At 64.5% G+C, this 15,712-nt stretch carries 15 protein-coding genes and 1 pseudogene; 1 reads left to right on the top strand and 15 read right to left on the bottom strand.

Annotation, left to right across the window (positions count from 1 at the left end; all coding sequences use genetic code 11):
- The first annotated feature begins 37 nt into the window (after window positions 1-37).
- Entirely contained in the window at window positions 38-667 is a 630-nt protein-coding gene (locus P6U29_RS20020) for a LysR family transcriptional regulator (protein ID WP_407119114.1), read from the top strand.
- On the opposite strand, the gene P6U29_RS20015 is transcribed toward P6U29_RS20020, so the two are convergent.
- The 15 genes and pseudogenes from P6U29_RS20015 to nuoN all read right to left on the bottom strand — a co-directional run bounded on the left by P6U29_RS20015 (window position 654) and on the right by nuoN (window position 15,706).
- Complete coding sequence (locus tag P6U29_RS20015; RefSeq protein WP_407119113.1) at window positions 654-1,709, bottom strand: ABC transporter ATP-binding protein; 1,056 nt, start codon at window positions 1,707-1,709, stop codon at window positions 654-656. The two genes, P6U29_RS20020 and P6U29_RS20015, sit on opposite strands and share 14 nt — an antisense overlap.
- Window positions 1,702-2,682, bottom strand: a complete 981-nt coding sequence (locus tag P6U29_RS20010) for an ABC transporter ATP-binding protein (protein WP_407119112.1) — start codon at window positions 2,680-2,682, stop codon at window positions 1,702-1,704. The genes P6U29_RS20015 and P6U29_RS20010 overlap by 8 nt, the downstream gene beginning before the upstream one ends.
- Complete coding sequence (locus P6U29_RS20005) at window positions 2,679-3,500, bottom strand: ABC transporter permease (RefSeq protein ID WP_407119111.1); 822 nt, start codon at window positions 3,498-3,500, stop codon at window positions 2,679-2,681. The genes P6U29_RS20010 and P6U29_RS20005 overlap by 4 nt, the downstream gene beginning before the upstream one ends.
- On the bottom strand, window positions 3,497-4,420 hold the full coding sequence (locus tag P6U29_RS20000; protein WP_407119368.1) for an ABC transporter permease: 924 nt from the start codon (window positions 4,418-4,420) through the stop codon (window positions 3,497-3,499). The genes P6U29_RS20005 and P6U29_RS20000 overlap by 4 nt, the downstream gene beginning before the upstream one ends.
- A 58-nt stretch (window positions 4,421-4,478) precedes the next feature.
- Window positions 4,479-6,068 (bottom strand): ABC transporter substrate-binding protein, encoded by a 1,590-nt coding sequence (locus P6U29_RS19995; RefSeq protein ID WP_407119110.1) that lies wholly within the window; start codon window positions 6,066-6,068, stop codon window positions 4,479-4,481.
- 594 nt (window positions 6,069-6,662) lie between these two features.
- Window positions 6,663-7,952, bottom strand: coding sequence for an S-methyl-5-thioribose kinase (gene mtnK / locus P6U29_RS19990; RefSeq protein WP_407119109.1), 1,290 nt, complete (start codon window positions 7,950-7,952; stop codon window positions 6,663-6,665).
- Window positions 7,953-7,985: 33 nt separating this feature from the next.
- Window positions 7,986-8,387: a hypothetical protein gene (locus tag P6U29_RS19985; RefSeq protein WP_407119108.1), complete on the bottom strand. Its 402-nt coding sequence runs from the start codon at window positions 8,385-8,387 to the stop codon at window positions 7,986-7,988.
- Window positions 8,388-8,418: 31 nt separating this feature from the next.
- A protein-coding gene (tnpC, locus tag P6U29_RS19980) for an IS66 family transposase (RefSeq protein ID WP_407119107.1) occupies window positions 8,419-10,079 on the bottom strand; the annotation gives its coding sequence in 2 pieces (ribosomal slippage) (window positions 8,419-9,062 and window positions 9,062-10,079; 1,662 coding nt in all).
- A gap of 45 nt (window positions 10,080-10,124) precedes the next feature.
- Window positions 10,125-10,417, bottom strand: a pseudogene (tnpB, locus tag P6U29_RS19975) (IS66 family insertion sequence element accessory protein TnpB).
- Between the two features lie 50 nt (window positions 10,418-10,467).
- Window positions 10,468-10,869: an IS66-like element accessory protein TnpA gene (tnpA, locus tag P6U29_RS19970; protein ID WP_074448291.1), complete on the bottom strand. Its 402-nt coding sequence runs from the start codon at window positions 10,867-10,869 to the stop codon at window positions 10,468-10,470.
- 190 nt (window positions 10,870-11,059) lie between these two features.
- Window positions 11,060-11,335: a DUF1467 family protein gene (locus P6U29_RS19965; protein ID WP_407119106.1), complete on the bottom strand. Its 276-nt coding sequence runs from the start codon at window positions 11,333-11,335 to the stop codon at window positions 11,060-11,062.
- Window positions 11,336-11,344: 9 nt separating this feature from the next.
- On the bottom strand, window positions 11,345-11,749 hold the full coding sequence (gene mce / locus P6U29_RS19960) for a methylmalonyl-CoA epimerase (protein ID WP_407119105.1): 405 nt from the start codon (window positions 11,747-11,749) through the stop codon (window positions 11,345-11,347).
- 42 nt (window positions 11,750-11,791) lie between these two features.
- Window positions 11,792-13,462 carry a ribonuclease J gene (locus P6U29_RS19955; RefSeq protein WP_407119104.1) on the bottom strand — a complete coding sequence of 557 codons (1,671 nt, stop codon included), beginning with the start codon at window positions 13,460-13,462 and terminating at the stop codon, window positions 11,792-11,794.
- On the bottom strand, window positions 13,462-14,268 hold the full coding sequence (locus P6U29_RS19950; protein WP_407119103.1) for a biotin--[acetyl-CoA-carboxylase] ligase: 807 nt from the start codon (window positions 14,266-14,268) through the stop codon (window positions 13,462-13,464). Before P6U29_RS19950 ends, P6U29_RS19955 begins: the two co-directional genes overlap by 1 nt.
- Before the next feature lies 1 nt (window position 14,269).
- The gene (gene nuoN / locus P6U29_RS19945; RefSeq protein ID WP_407119102.1) at window positions 14,270-15,706 is read right to left on the bottom strand and encodes an NADH-quinone oxidoreductase subunit NuoN; all 1,437 of its coding nucleotides are present in this window, start codon (window positions 15,704-15,706) and stop codon (window positions 14,270-14,272) included.
- Between the last annotated feature and the right edge of the window lie 6 nt (window positions 15,707-15,712).

Here is a 15,712-nt window from a genome sequence, read left to right as displayed (position 1 = left end):
GCAGGGACGCGGCCTGTCGGTGTCAAAGTGCAGTGCGATGACCTACGCCCTGCCCCCACTGAACGCGCTCCGCGCCTTCGAGGCCGCCGCGCGCCATCTCAGCTTCAAGCTCGCCGCACACGAGCTGCACGTCACGCCCGCCGCCGTGGGACAGCAGGTGAAAGCGCTGGAGGCGCGCCTCGGCGTGCAATTGTTCGAGCGGCTGCACAAGCAGCTCATCCTCACCGCGGCGGGCCAGGCCTATCTGCCGGGGATATCCGAAGGCTTTCGCCACATTGCCGAGGCGACCTCGCAGTTGAAGCCGGCAGGTGCTGTGCTGCTGCAATTGGGGGTCCACGGCAGTTACGACCTGCGCCGCCTCGAACTTGCGGAGTTTCGCAGCGCGCATGCGGAGATCGGTTTGCGCGTGCTGCAGCCCGCCGGCTTGCACGAGCTCGTCGAGGGCAAGGTCGACCTGCTGATCGGCCGCGGTCTCAGCCACCATCCGGGCTATCGCTGCGAACGGATCGATGAGGGGCCGGCCCTGGGCGATTGGCTGGTTGCGCCCGAAGGCACCGCAGATTGTCCGGAGATCGTGAGCTTCCGCCAATGGCTCCGCGCCCTGCAAGCCGCAAACCCGCACCCAAACCAGGGCCGTCCTCGCCTGGTCGGCATCAGCGGACGTTGAGGCCCTCTGCCGGTGCCAGCGCCGCCTGCCCCGCAATCTCCGCACTCCGCCAGCATCTCACCGCGTGCCCATCGGGTCGGGTCTCCAGCGCTGGCCCCGGCTCGCTCCGGCACACCGCCTCGGCATAACGGCAGCGCGGACTGAACGCGCAGCCGTTCGGTGGATTGAGCGGGTTGGGTAAGTCGCCGCCGGTCGTTGCCAGCGGGGCGTGGCGCAGCGGATCGGGGATGGCCGCGATCAGGGCCTGCGTGTAGGGGTGCGCGGGACGTTCGAAAATCTCGCGCCAGTGACCGTTCTCGACGATGCGGCCGAGATACATCACGGCGACGCGGTCGCTCATGTGCTCGACGACGCCGAGGTCGTGGCTGATCATGATGTAGGACAGGCCGAGCGTGTCCTTCAGCTCCAGCAGCAGATTGATGATCTGGGCGCGGATCGAGACATCGAGCGCCGAGACCGGCTCGTCGCAGATGACAATCTTGGGATTGAGGATCAGAGCGCGGGCAATGCCGATGCGCTGGCGCTGGCCGCCGGAGAATTCGTGCGGGTAGCGGTTGGCCTGTTCGGGCCGCAGACCCACATGTTTAAGCATGGTCGCGACGCGGTCCTCGATCTCGCTTTTCGCGATCAGGCCGTGCACACGCAGGGGATCTTCGAGCGTGCGACGAACGGTCTGGCGTGGATTGAGCGAGGCGTAGGGATCCTGAAACACCATCTGCACGATGCGGGCCAGCGCCTTTCGATCGCCGGATTGCCGGTTGGTCACGACCTGCCCGTCCAGCACGATGCGGCCGCGCGTCGGCGTCAGCAGACCGAGGATCGACAATGCGACCGTCGACTTGCCCGACCCGGACTCGCCGACGAGGCCGAGGCATTCACCGCGCCTCAATTTGAGATCGACGCCGTCAACCGCACGCAGCAGCCGCCGGCCGCGGCCCGGCAGGCCACCTCCCAGCGGGAAATGAACCGCGAGGTCCTCGATAGTGAGAATGAGATCGTCGTCCCGCCTGGCTTCACTCAGCATGTCCTGCGGTTCATGCATGGTGGTGACACCTGACCAAGCCGCCCGCCTCCAGCAAATCCGTCTTGGGCACGATAGTCCGGCAAATATCGCTCGCCTGCGCGCAACGCGGATTGAACCGGCAGCCATCCGGGGAATTCGTGATCGCGGGAACGACGCCCGCGATCTCTTTGAGCCTGCTGCGGCCGAGCGCAGCGCGGCTGCCCAGCCGCGGCAGGGAATCGACGAGGCCCTGCGTATAGGGATGGGAGGGCGCGCGGAAGATATCCGCCGAGCTGCGCTCCTCGACGATGCGGCCGGCATACATGACGGCGACGCGGCGGCAGACATTAGCGACGAGGCCAAGATCGTGGCTGATCATCAGGATGGCCGTTCCCCGCTCGGCACAAAGATTGCGCATCAGCTCGATGATCTCCGCCTGCACGGTCACGTCGAGCGCGGTGGTCGGCTCGTCGGCGATCAGGAGGTCCGGACCGCAGGCCAGCGCGATGGCGATCATCACGCGCTGGCGCATGCCGCCGGACAGCTGATGCGGATAATCCTTCACGCGCCGCTCGGGCGCTGGCACACGGACGCTCGCGAGCGACTCGACCGCCAGCTGGTTGGCCTCCCGCCAGCTCTTGCCCTTGTGCAGCACGAACATCTCGGCGATCTGCCGTCCCACCGGCGAGACCGGGTTCAGCGCCGTCATCGGCTCCTGGAAGATCATGGCGATGCGGTTGCCGCGCAGCTCACGTTGCCTGGCGGCCGAGAGATTCTGGATCTCCTGCCCACCGAACCGGATCGCGCCACCGCCGATTGACAAGGGCGGCCGCAGCAGGCCGATCAAGGCGAGCGCCGTGATGCTCTTGCCGCAGCCGGATTCGCCGACGAGGCCGAACGTCTCGCCCCGATCGATCCGGAACGAAATGCCTTCGGCCGCCGGAACGCGCCTCGATCCATCATCGAGATCAATGCTGAGATCCTCGACCTCGATCAGCGGCGCGCTCGTCATGTTCGCCGGCTCCGCGATTGGGGATCGAGAATGTCGCGCAGGCCGTCGCCGAGCAGGTTAAGGCCGAGCACGGTCAGGAAGATAGCAAGGCCGGGAAACACCGAGAGCCACGGCGCGGTCGTGATCTGATCGCGCGCGTCCGACAGCATGCTGCCCCAGCTCGGAAATGGCGGTCGCACGCCGAGGCCGAGGAACGACAGTGCGGCTTCAGACAAAACCGCGCTGCCCATCCCCAGCGTGCCGATGACGACGATCGGCCCCAGCATGTTCGGCAGCAGCTGCGTCATCATGATGCGCAGGTCGCCGTAACCGAGCACGGTCGCCGCCTGCACATAGCCCTGGTTTCTCAGCGACAGTGCCGATGCCCGCGCGATCCGGCACGTGAAGGACCAGTTGGTCAGCCCGAGCGCGATCAGGAGGCTGGTCAGGCCCGGTCCGAGCACCGCCATGATGGCCAGCGCAAAGATCAGCGACGGGATCGCCAGCATAACGTTGGTCAGGGCGTTGACGACATCGTCCCACCAGCCGCCCCAATAGCCCGCGCTCAAACCCAGGGCCACGCCGATCACGCTGTTGATAAGCTGCGAGACGATGCCGACCGTCAGCGAGACGCGCGCGCCGTAGACGACGCGGGAATAGATGTCGCGGCCCTGGTCGTCGGTGCCGAACCACCAGGTCCAGCTCGGCGGCTCCTCCGCGTTCAAGAGATTGGCATCCAGAACGGGATCGGTATGCGCCAACCAGGGCGCAAGCACACCGACCAGGATCGTGAGCGCGAACAAGGCGCCACCGATAATGAGGTTGGCGCGGAGCTTCATGCGTATCTGATCCTGGGGTCAATCACGCCGTAGAGCACGTCAACCAGCAGATTGATCGCGAGAAAGGCCAGCACCACCACAAGGATCGAGCCCTGGACGGCCGGAATGTCCCGCTGCAGGACGCTGTCCACGAGCAGCGAGCCGATGCCCGGCCAGGAAAACAGCTTTTCGACGACGACCGCCTGCCCCATCAGCCCGCCGAACTGCAGGCCCACGGTGGTGAGAATGATGACGAGTGCGTTGCGCATCACATGCCACTTCACCACCCTTGTCTCGCTCATGCCCTTCGAGCGCGCGGTGCGGACGAAATCGGCCGTCATGATCTCGAGGACGGCAGCACGCGTCGTCCGCGCAAATAGCGCCATCGGCGAGACGCCGAGCGTCACGGCCGGAAGCAGCAGATATTTCAGGCCGCCGTCGCCGTAGCCGAAACTCGGCAGCCAGCCGAGCTTCAGGGCAAAGACATACATGATCACCAATCCGAGCCAGAATTTGGCAATGGACAGGCCCGACACCGCCACGACCATCGCAACCGTGTCCACGAGACCGCCCGGCCGCAATGCGGCGACGAAGCCGAGTGGCACGCCGAGCAGGACCGCAAACGCCATGGCGGAGAAGATCAGCTGCAGCGTCGGCCATGCCCGCTTGGCGATCATGGTCGTGACAGGCTCACGCGTCCGGAACGACGTCCCGAAGTCGCCGGTCGCGAGCTTGGCGATATAGTTGCCAAAGCGCACATAGACAGGATCATTGAGGCCGAGCTGCTGCTTCAGGCGCAGCTCGACCTGGGGATCGACGTCGTCGCTCATGGTCGAGGCGATGCTGCCGGGAACGACGCTGAACAGCACGAACACCAGCAGCACGACGGCGAGCACGGTCGGAATGGTCTGCAGCAGGCGGCGGATCAGGAAGGAGAGCATCGGCACTTTCTTCCGCCCTCCATCGCTCATCGCGATGGAGGGAGCACGAGAACGCGTGTCACTTCGCGGGCGAGGTCTCGTCGACCCAGAGCTCCTCGGCGTTCTGGTGCGTCAGCTCCGTCGGGTTCTGCTGGATTCCGTGGAGCCATGGCTGCACGGCCATGACCGCCTTGTTGTAGTTGAAGAACCAGACCGGCGCCTCGTCGTAGAGCAGTGCATTGGCCTTTTGCAGCAGCTGGGTGCGCTTCGCAGCGTCATCGGCCTGCCCTGCCTCATCGAGGATCTTGTCGAATTCGGCATTCTTGAAGTTCATGTAGTTGCAGGCCGGCTGCGGCGTCGACGAGTGGAAGCATTTGAGTGCGGCCAGCGGATCCGGGCCGCTCTGCTGGGAATAGATGAAGGCCTGGTAGTCGCCAGTGCGAACCACCTCCGCCAGCACCGCAGTCTCGACCTGCTTGACCTTCGCCTTGATGCCGACCTTGTCCAGCATCGGAATGACGGCTGAGACGATCGGCAGGCCCCAACTTTCATTCTGGCTGGTGGTCCATTCGAATTCGAAGCCGGAGGCGTAGCCAGCCTCGGTGAGCAGTTGCTTGGCCTTGGCGGGATCATACGGATACGGCTTCATGGCCTTGTCGTAGGCAGGCGAGGTCAACGGCAGCCAGCTGGTGGCACGGTAGGCCTTGCCCTTGACCAGCTTGTTGATGATCAGGTCGGTATCGATCGCGTAGTTGATGGCCTGCCGGACACGCTTGTCGGCAAACGGCTTGAAGGCGGTGTTCATCCCCATGTACCGCGTAAAGACCTCCGCGACCTCGACGATGGTGCCCTTGAGGTTGGCGTCGGACTGGTAGGCGACGTATTGTGCGGGTCCCAGGATCGAGGTGTCGATCTCCTTGTTGCGGAAGGCGACATCGCGCGCGGCGGCCTCCGCCATGATCGACACGATGACCTTGTCGGCATAGGGCTTGCCGGGCTTGTAGAAGCGGTCCCAGCGCTCCAGGACGATGCGCGAGCCCGGCACGTGCTCGACGAATTTGAAGGGCCCGAGACCGATCGGCTTCTGGATGAAGGTATCCTTGGCAGCTTCGTCGGCGGGATAGATCGAGGTCAGCGCGGTGAAGAAGTAGAAGCCCGGATCGACCTTCTCGGTCAGCTTCATCTCGATGGTGAAATCGTCGATCTTCTTCAGGCCGGAGATTTCCTTGGCCTGGCCCTTCTCCACCGCGGCGGCGCCCTCGATCACGCGGACGTAACGCGCGCCGGGATAGGCTTTGCTGCCGTCCATGATGCGGTTGTAGGACCAGATGACGTCGTCGGCAGTCATCTTGCGGCCATTGTGGAAATAGGCATCATCGCGCAGCTTGAAGGTGTGAACCAGGCCTCGACCCGAGACCACATCCTCCTTGGCCAGTTCCAGGACCGGCTTTCCTTGCGCGGAATCCCAGATGTAGAGCGACCGGTGCAGCGCCTTGGCGTAGATCTCGTCCTGGGCGCGTTGCGTGGTGTGAATGTCGAGGCTGGTGAAGCTCGAGCCATAGGGCGCGGTCATTCGGATGGTTCCGCCCTTGAGCGGCGTCTGGGCCTCCGCCGTGGCAGCGAGCGCCAGTGCCAAACCAGCAACGATCGCGATGGTCCTGAACGTCATGTGTCCCCCAAAACCGCAGGTGCATGCCGATCAGAGATTTGATCATTCGTCGCCCGTCGAATGCAAGCTTCGTTTTTGATGGAGACCAATGCCAATTCCTGAAGACGCCCCTCCGACGAGGATCTCGGAAGCAGGTCGTGCCTCCCGATGATGCAAGCCGCCAATTGACGCGGCGCGTCATCGGGCGACCAGGAACAATGAACATTTTTCGTGATCGATCGCCGAGCAGACCATCAATCTGGCGGTACACGCCGGCGAAAAACTGGCGAACTCCGACTCCGCCGCAGGCGAGTTGCCGGACGCCAAAGGATCGATCTGCCGCCCGGCAAGTGCAAGGTCACGGTCGAGGTCGACGGCGGAATGGTCCAGAACCGCCAGTTCGAGGTCGCGGCCGACGAGACTTGGGGTCTGCTGGTCGGCGCAGACGGCGTCCTGCTGCCGATGCGGCTTTATTGAGACCCACGACGATCTCTCGCCTCGTCATTGCGAGCGCAGCGAAGCAAATCCACACTGCCTCCGGGGAGAGATTCTGGATTGCTTCGCTGCGCTCGCGTTGACGGCGTGCGGAGGCGCATTCCTTGCCATGAGGCTCTCTCAGCCGGATAGCTCCGGCTGCCAATCGCGCAGTTTCCGCGCGGCCCCGGTGACGTCGACAATGGCTGGAAATGCCGCCGTCTCCACCATCATCATCCGCGCCAGACGCACGGCGCGGGCTTCGCTGATGGCACGTGTCCGCGGGTTCTCGATCAGCTCGAAATCGATGTTGTGCGCAAGACCCAAGATGCGGCGGATGATTTTTGCAGCTGCGAAGCCGACGGTGTCGGCGAACAGGCGCTGCATGTAGGCCTGCCGCTCGGCTTCCAGCCGCGCGGCGCCCTGCTCGCCGGCGAAGAGCGAGAGGGGATAGACATCGCCGGTGGCTCCCGCCCGCCAGAGGTCGAGGACTTTGCGGGCGAACTCGGTCCAGACTTGCTCGACGGTCTCCAGCACCCACACCTCGAAGGCCCTTCGCCCGCCCGGCGCGCGCTCGTGCCCGGCGGAGGCGAAATAGGCCATCAGCAGGTTCGCCAGGACGGCGCCGACATCGAACCCCATCGGACCGTAGAATGCGAATTCCGGGTCGATCACCCGCGTCTGGCTCTCGGTCACCATGATCGAACCGGTGTGGAGGTCGCCATGGATCAGCGCTTCCGGACTCGCCATGAATTTCAACTTCAGCCGGGAGACCGCGACGTGCAGCTCCATGTCGTCGCGCAAGCTCGCGGCGAGGCCGTCGAGATACGGCGCGGTCCAGCGGTTCTGTTCCGCGACGCGGTAGGGATCGGTGAAGATCAAGTCCTCGGTGATCTTGCACAGCGCGTGGTTGCCGGCAAAAGCCGCGATCCCCTCCTTCTTCTCAGCCGCGGCGAGCGCGAGGTCGGACGTGAAGAACAGCGTCCTTGCCATGAAGGTGGTGATGTCGTCCACGAAGCGCGGATAGCGCGTTCCCGCGACCAATCCCTTGCGCATGATGATGTGGGGCTCGAGCAGCTCCATCACCGTCAGCGCCAGCGCCTCGCTGTGATGCAGCACGGCCGGCACCAGGCCCGGGGCGAGCTGGGCATAGCGGCACAGCGCGAGATATTCGTAGTGGGCCCGCGACAGCGGCAACGGCCAGCTTTCGCCGACGAGGCGGACATAGGGCAGCGCCTGCTTCACGGCGATGCCGCCGCGCGTGCCCTTGACGATAAAGACGAGGTTGAGATTGCCGTCGCCGACTTCGGTGATCATCCAGGCGGCCGGATCGCTGCCGAGCAGTGCCTTGAGGTCTGGCAGGCCCGCGAGATAGTCCCGCAAAGCCCCCTCATGCAGAATCCGATAATCCCCTGCCCGGTCCCCGGTCATGACGATCCCACCCCATCTTTACGGGCCGGATCGTTACTCCCGTTCCAGGAAGCTCGAGCCGATCTCGGCCTTTCTTTTGATCGGATCGTAATCACAATAGACGCTGTCCGCCACCAGCGTGTAACTGGCGCTGACAGTGTATTTATCTGTTTTGACCGAGTTCAGCCCGATCACCGAGGTGCTCTTGCCGCCGTTCCACCTGAACGGCGTCGAGCTCTTCGCCTGCTCGCAGGCAAGCACCGCCTCGTTGAAGACATAGCCCTCGACGAACGCCTTCAGCGTCCGGGCCTGAACGGCGATCTTCCATTCGAAATAGCCAATGGCACCGAGCCCCGCGGCGATCAGCACCAGAAGCGCAATGACGACACGTTGAAAAGTCATTCGATCCGTACGCATACGACGAAGGCCGCCTGATTGACGCATGCGCGCGAGCACGGCGAGTTCTACGATGGCGTTGCGTGAAGGGTCAGGCGGCTTGCTGATTGGCGGACTTGCCGGCTTGGTGCAGGAGCTTCCATTCCCAGGGCAGCAGTTCGCGCAGACGCGAGGTGGGAAGATCAGCGATCCGGGCGAGGACGTCGGCGAGCCAAGCCTTGGGATCGACGTCGTTGAGGCGACAGGTCGTGATCATCGTCAGCATGATAGCTGCACGATCGGCGCCACGCTGGCTGCCAGCGAAGGTCCAGTTGCGCCTTCCCAAGGCAATGCCTCTCAATGCACGCTCAGCGCAATTGTTGGTCAAGCAGATCCTGCCATCGTCGAGGAAGCGGACGAAGTCGTCCCAGCGCTTAAGCATGTAGTTCATGGGCTTCAGGACCTCGGCGGAGCGCGAGAGGCTTTCTCGCTCGCGGAGCAGCCAGTCGTGCATGTCGTCGAGCAGCGGCTTGCTCCGCTCCTGGCGCACGGCACGCCGCTCGTCGGCGCTACGGCCGTTGATGGCGCGCTCGATCTCGAACAACGCATCCAGACGCCTGACCGCCTCCAGCGCGATCGGAGAGAGCGGTTTGCCCTTGCCTTCCCGGGCGGCTTTCTCGATGTCAGCCAGCTCGAAGAATCCCCGCCGCGCATGGGCCAGGCAAAATGCCGGCGTGATCGGCATTGCTTTCCTTTTGGGTCGAACAACGGCTCGAAGCCGCCATAGCAATCCGCCTGCAGAATGCCGACGAAGGCGGCCAGATGCCTCTGAGGATTTTCGCCCCGTCGATTGCCCGAGGCATAATAGACCGCCGCCGGCGGCGCAGGCCCGGCGAACGGCCGGTCATCCCGCACATACGTCCAGATCCGGCCGGTCGTGCATTTGCCCTTCGCCAGGACGCGGATGGTGGTGTCGTCGCCATGAAGGCGCTCGGCCGCGAGCACATGACGCTCGATCAGCTGGAACAGCGGCATGACGGCGAAGGTTCCGTGGCCGACCTGGTCGGCCAGCGTCGACAGCGGCAGATCGATCCTCTCGGCCTTGAAGCGCACGCTCTGGCGGTTGAGCGGGATATGCATGCCGAATTTGTCGAACAAAATCGTCGCCAGCAATTGTGGGCCGATGAAGCCGCGGGGCGTCGCATGGAACGGTGCCGGCGGCTGGCTGATCTTCTCGCAATCGCGGCAGGTGAACTTCTCGCGTACCGTCTCGATGACCTTAAAGCGACGCGGAATCTCCTCCAGCGTCTTGGTCACATCCTCGCCGACCTTCGCCAGCCGCGATCCGCCGCAGCAGGCGCAGGTCGTTGGAGCCTTGATGACGACGCGCTCACGTTCGATGTCGTCCGGCCACGGTTTGCGCACCGGCCGCTTGCGCGTGAAGGCGCTCACGCTCTGGGTTTTTGCCGCGGCAGCCTGCGCAGCCAGCTCATTCTCGGTCGCCGTGGTGGCGAGTTCTTCGAGCTCCAATTCCAACTGCTCGAGTAGCCGCGCCGTGCGCTCGGAGCGCTGCCCGTGCAGTTCGCGTTTGAGCTTCTCGATCCGTAGCTCAAGATGAGCGATCAGCACCTCGCTGTCCGACAGCTCCGCCCGCGCGTTGGCGGCATCCGCGACTGCCACATCGCGTTCAGCCTGCAACGCCTCGCGCTCGGCCAGCAGCGCAAGGTAGGCGCTTGCGAGATCCGACGGAAGATCGTCCGGCTTCGATGTCATGAAGCCATTGAATCAGATCGAGCATCAGATTCAAACCCAAAACGATTATCCGACCCGCGTCGGGCGCTGGGTTTCTTGCGGATTGCGCCAATCGATCCCGGACAGCAGGTAGCTCAACTGCGCCAGCGAGATCGTTACCGCTTCACCGGCAACCGATGGCCAGATAAACTTTCCTCTCTCGAGTTTTTTGTGAACAAGCAGGCTCCCTGACCATCGTGCCAGATCACCTTCACAAGATCGCTGCGGCGACCACGGAAGACAAACAAATGACCGCTAAGCGGTTCTTTGTGCAGCACCTCCTGCACTTGGAGGGCCAGCGATGGAAAGCCTCTGCGCATATCCGTGTAGCCTGTAGCCAGCCACACTCGCACATTCCCTGGTACAGAAATCATCGGCGTCCAAGCACATCGAGGACCCGCGCCAACGCCTCCGGATCGACGTGCGCATCCACCCGGATGCACCGTCGGTTGCCGAGATCGATCTCTATCAATCCAGTACGCGCAGCTGCCGCCGAACGAACTCGGCCATCAACCGTAGGCAAAAGCTTCGGAGTTTCTTCAGCCGAGGCTGCTACGGCGGCGATCTGCACCGGCGTAAAAGATGGTGCAACTTGTTCCGATGTCCGTGCTTGGCGACGCCAGGTAAACACCAGGCTGGCCGCTACTCCGTTGCGCCGCGCAACCTCAGTTACCTTCGCGCCCGGTGCCAGCGTCTCCTCGACAATCCGTGCCTTGTCGTCCTGCGACCAACGCCGCCGCCGCTCGAGCCCGCCCAAAACCTCGACCCGCATCGCCTGATCACCTTAAAGCTAGACTTAAGGTCACACGCTTCGCGAATTACCACCCGTCACGCAAGACGGTCCTCGTCGGAGGCGTACTTCGATCCCCCAAAAAAACAAGCGCAAATTCTAAGCGAGCAATTGAACTAGGCAACGTGCATCGTCGTGGCATTACAGCTCTTCCCGGAAGGGAGAGGTGTAGCTAAAACGGCATTCCCATCAATTTCGACAGGCGCTCGATCGAGAGATAGCCGGCATGATAGGCCGCGAGGCCGAGACCGTAGATCACCGCTGAGATGATCGTGGTCCAGATCAGCTTGCGGCCCATCCGCGCCAGGATCGGCGCGCCCGGGTCTGTGCCGGGGGCGCCGACGCCGTCCTCGTGCTGGCTGCGTACGCCGAACGGCAGCGTCAAAAACAGCGCGATCCACCAGATGACGAAGTAGATCGCAAGCGCGGTCGAGATTTGGATGGCCATGGCGCGGCCTTATGCCTGCTCGATCTCGACCAGCGCGCCGGAAAAATCCTTCGGGTGCAGGAACAGCACCGGCTTGCCGTGGGCGCCGATCTTCGGCACGCCATCGCCGAGCACGCGCGCGCCCTCCTTCACCAGCACATCGCGCGAGGCGATGATGTCGACGACCTCGTAGCAGACGTGGTGGATGCCGCCGTCGGCATTGCGCTCCAGGAATTTTGCGATCGGTGAGGATTCACCGAGCGGCTCGATGAACTCGATCTTGGTATTGGGCAGCGTCGCGAACACGGTGGTGACGCCATGCTCTGGCAGCGGCACGGCCTCGGAAATCTGGGCGCCGAATGCCGCGCCGTAGATCTTGGCGGCCTTGACGGCGTCCTTGGTCGCGATCGCGACATGGTTGAGGCGACCCAGCATGTTTCTTCTCCCTCAGAGCGTGATCCGGAGACCACGCCTAATCTACACTGTCAGCACGTGTACCAGACAGGGGGGCTTTTTGCCCCAATGCTCATTGATCACGGCCCGGACCGCGCGGCGCACCGACTCGGCCAAACCATCCGGATCCCGGCGGCGCGCCCGCGGCAGGCCCTCGATCGTGGACATTACGGCATCGAAAACCAGGTCGTCGAAGAGCTCGCCCGCCCTGTTCTTCTCGGGGACGCCGACGAGATCGACCTCAGGCTCGTCGGCGAGCTCGCCCTGCGCAGTCATGGCGATGGCGACGAAGGCGCAGCCGGAGAAGGCCATGCGGCGGCGCTCGATCACGGCTCGGGACTTGGAATCCTCCAGGATCGTGCCGTCCTTGTAGAGCCGGCCGGACGGCACCTCGCCGACGATGCCGGGATCGCCGGGGCCGAGCTTGACGAGATCGCCATTGCGGCAGACCAGCACGCGCGGCACGCCGGCGGCGCGGGCGAGCTTTGCGTGCTCGTGCAGATGCAGCGCCTCGCCATGGACCGGGATCAGGAGCTGCGGCTTCACCCAGGAGATCAGGTCGCGCAACTCGTCGCGGCGCGGATGGCCGGAGACGTGGACCAGGGCGTCGCGATCGGTGATGATTTCGACGCCCTGGAGCACCAGATTGTTGATGATCGAGCCGACCGCCTTCTCGTTGCCGGGAATGGTGCGCGAGGAGAAGATGACGCTGTCGCCGCGATTCAGCGTGATCTCGGGATGGTCGTCATTGGCGATGCGCGCGAGCGCGGCGCGCGGCTCGCCCTGGCTGCCGGTGCACAGCGCCAGCACCTTGTCCTGCGGCAGGTGACCGTAGACCTCGGGCGAGCGGAAATTCTGCACGCCCTCGAGATAGCCGGTCTCGCGCGCGACCTGCACCACGCGCTCCATGGCGCGGCCGACCACGACGACCTCGCGGTCCGCGGCCCTCGCGGCGTCAGCCACGGCTTTGACGCGGGCGACGTTGGAGGCGAAAGTCGTGACCGCGACGCGGCCCTTGGCTGCCTTCACGAGGTCGATGATGGTATTGGCGACCTCGGCCTCCGAGGGCGAGCGGCCGTCGCGCACCGCGTTGGTGGAATCGCCGATCAGGGCGAGCACGCCTTGCTCGCCCAATTCGCGCAGCCGCTTCTCGTCGGTCGGGGCCCCCAGCGTCGGGGTCGGGTCGATCTTCCAGTCGCCGGTGTGCAGCACGATGCCGGCTTCGGTGTGGATGGCCAGCGCGTGCGCCTCCGGAATCGAGTGCGCGACGGGAATGAACTCGACGTTGAACGGGCCGATATCGACGCGGCCGCCTGATGGCACCACCGTGACCGGGATCTCGCGCGCATTGCGCTCGGCGGCGCATTTGGCCTCGAACAGCGCAGCGCTGAATTTCGTGGCGTAGATCGGGCATTTCAGCTTGGGCCAGAGGTCGATGATGGCGCCGAAATGGTCCTCATGGGCGTGCGTCAGCACCAGGCCCATCAGGTTCTTGCGTTCCTTCTCCAGGAAGCTGATGTCGGGCATGATGAGGTCGATGCCCGGCAGATGCTCCTCGTCGCCGAAGGAGACGCCGAGATCGACTGCGAGCCAGGCGCGCTGGTGGCGGTTGCCGAGGCCGTAGATCGATAGGTTCATGCCGATCTCGCCGACGCCGCCGAGCGGCGCAAACACCAGTTCGTCGGGCCTCGCCATCACGCAGCTCCCACGGAGGCGACGGCGCCGAAGAACACCTCGCCCGCGGCCACCGGCACAAGGCGGCCCTCGGCGGTGCGGACGATCAGGCAGCCGGTGTCGTCGATGGTGTCAAAAATGCCTTCCAGCGTCATGGTTCCCGTGTGGATCGCGACCTTCTCGCCGAGGCCGGCCGCGCGCTCCAGCCAAAGTTTGCGGATTTCGGCAAAACCCCGGCCATTATCCCAGATGCCGCGGAACTCGACCCACGCATCCGAGAGCGCCGAGAACAGCTCCTCCGCGCTGATCTGGACGCCGAGGGCGGCCAGCGACACTGCGGGCGTTGGCGTCCCTTCGGGCGCAGCGACGACGTTGGTGCCGATGCCGACCACGACGGCGAGGCGGTCGCCAATGGCCTCCGCCTCCAGGCCGATGCCGACGAGCTTCTTGCCATTGGCGAGGACGTCATTCGGCCATTTCAGGGCGTAGCGGGGACGCTCAGGACCGAGCCGCAGCGCGGCCTCAAGGCTGACCTTCTCAAGGGCGGCCTCCTCCGCCAGCCCCGCAGCAAACCCGATGGTGGCGGCAACCGCTGGCGCGATGTCGAGGACTTCGAGAACGCTGGCCGCGAGATTGCCGCGCGGCGCGATCCAGGCACGCTGGCGGCGGCCGCGGCCGGCCGTCTGCTCCGACGTGACGAACCACATCGGGCCGCGTTCGCCGGCCCTGGCATGCTCGATCGCGTCGGTGTTGGTCGAGCCGGTCCGTTCGAAAGCCGCGAGCTTGTAGCCCGCGGCCTGTGCGCGAGGACCGAGCGCGAAGCCCATCCTAGAACAGCGACTTTGCCGCGGCGGAGGCGACGCTCACCACGGGACCTGCGAACAGCGCAAACAGGATGTTGAACACGCCCGCGACCGCCAGCACCGTCTTCACCTCGACGCGCACCGGGTCGACCTGGCCGGCCGGCTCGTCGAAGTACATCGTCTTGACGATGGCGAGATAGTAGTAGGCGCCGACGACGCTGGTCAGCACGCCGATCACGGCGAGCGTGAACAGGTTCGCCTTGATGGCGGCGACGAAGACGTACCATTTGGCGAAGAAGCCGGCGAGCGGCGGAATGCCGGCGAGCGAGAACAGCAGCATCGCGAACATGAAGGCGAGCAGCGGGTTGGTGCGCGAGAGGCCAGCGAAATCGCTGATCTGCTCCACGGCCTGGCCGTTGCGCTTCATCGCGAGGATGATCGAGAACGAGCCGAGCGTCATCGCGACATAGATCACGATGTACATCAGGACGCCCTGCGCGCCCTCGACCGTGCCCGAGGCCAGGCCGACCAAGGCGAAGCCCATATGGCCGATCGAGGAATAGGCCATCAGGCGCTTGATGTTGCTCTGGCCGATCGCGGCGAAGGAGCCGAGCGCCATCGAGGCGATCGACACGAACACCAGGATCTGCTGCCACTGCGAGACGATGCCGGGGAATGCGGTCAGCGTCACGCGGGTGAAGACGGCGAGCGCGGCCACCTTCGGCGCCGAGGCGAAGAAGGCGGTGACCGGGGTCGGCGCGCCTTCATACACGTCCGGCGTCCACATGTGGAACGGCACAGCCGAGACCTTGAAGCAGAGGCCGACGAGCAGGAAAACGAGGCCGAAGATCAGGCCGATATTCGAGACCGTCGCGGCCGCGGCGATGCCGGTGAAACTGACGGTACCGGTGAAACCGTAGATCAGCGAGGCGCCATAGAGCAGCATGCCCGAGGACAGCGCGCCCAGCACGAAATACTTCAGGCCGGCTTCGGTCGACTTGGCGTTGTCGCGGTTCGAGGCGGCCACGACGTAGAGCGCCAGCGACATCAATTCGAGGCCGAGATAGAGCGAGATCAGGTCGCCGGCCGAGATCAGCACCATCATGCCGAGCGTCGAGAGCAGCACCAGGATCGAATATTCGAAGATGCGGCGCGACGGGTCGGACAGGAACTCGGTCGACAGGATCAGCGTCACGGCCGAGCCGATCACGGCCAGGATCTTCATGAAGCGGGCGAAGTCGTCGACGATGAAGCTGCCGCCGAAGGTCACCTGCTTGCCCGCGGGCTGCATGTAGACGAGCGCGCCGACCAGGATCAGCAGCACCACCGCCAGCGAGGTGACCGTCCTGGTCGTCCCCTGCCCGCGATAGGCCCCGAGCATCAGAAGCGCCATGGCGCCGACCGCGAGCACGAGCTCGGGCAGCACCGGCGCCAGTTGATAACCTGCAGTCGAAAAGCTCATGGCGAT

The sequence above is a fragment of the Bradyrhizobium sp. LMG 9283 genome (genome assembly GCF_045571415.1).
GTDB lineage: Bacteria > Pseudomonadota > Alphaproteobacteria > Rhizobiales > Xanthobacteraceae > Bradyrhizobium.
This window is presented reverse-complemented; position numbering and strand designations above follow the sequence as displayed.

Bases quoted from the DNA above. Each gene is read 5' to 3' on its own strand.
- P6U29_RS20000 (WP_407119368.1), bottom strand. From the start codon at position 4,420: ATGCTCTCCTTCCTGATCCGCCGCCTGCTGCAGACCATTCCGACCGTG.
- mce (WP_407119105.1), bottom strand. From the start codon at position 11,749: ATGCTGGGTCGCCTCAACCATGTCGCGATCGCGACCAAGGACGCCGTC.
- P6U29_RS20015 (WP_407119113.1), bottom strand. From the start codon at position 1,709: ATGCATGAACCGCAGGACATGCTGAGTGAAGCCAGGCGGGACGACGAT.
- P6U29_RS20020 (WP_407119114.1), top strand. From the start codon at position 38: ATGACCTACGCCCTGCCCCCACTGAACGCGCTCCGCGCCTTCGAGGCC.
- P6U29_RS19995 (WP_407119110.1), bottom strand. From the start codon at position 6,068: ATGACGTTCAGGACCATCGCGATCGTTGCTGGTTTGGCACTGGCGCTC.
- P6U29_RS19955 (WP_407119104.1), bottom strand. From the start codon at position 13,462: ATGGCGAGGCCCGACGAACTGGTGTTTGCGCCGCTCGGCGGCGTCGGC.
- P6U29_RS20005 (WP_407119111.1), bottom strand. From the start codon at position 3,500: ATGAAGCTCCGCGCCAACCTCATTATCGGTGGCGCCTTGTTCGCGCTC.
- P6U29_RS20010 (WP_407119112.1), bottom strand. From the start codon at position 2,682: ATGACGAGCGCGCCGCTGATCGAGGTCGAGGATCTCAGCATTGATCTC.
- tnpA (WP_074448291.1), bottom strand. From the start codon at position 10,869: ATGCGGGTCGAGGTTTTGGGCGGGCTCGAGCGGCGGCGGCGTTGGTCG.
- P6U29_RS19950 (WP_407119103.1), bottom strand. From the start codon at position 14,268: ATGGGCTTCGCGCTCGGTCCTCGCGCACAGGCCGCGGGCTACAAGCTC.
- P6U29_RS19965 (WP_407119106.1), bottom strand. From the start codon at position 11,335: ATGGCCATCCAAATCTCGACCGCGCTTGCGATCTACTTCGTCATCTGG.
- mtnK (WP_407119109.1), bottom strand. From the start codon at position 7,952: ATGACCGGGGACCGGGCAGGGGATTATCGGATTCTGCATGAGGGGGCT.
- nuoN (WP_407119102.1), bottom strand. From the start codon at position 15,706: ATGAGCTTTTCGACTGCAGGTTATCAACTGGCGCCGGTGCTGCCCGAG.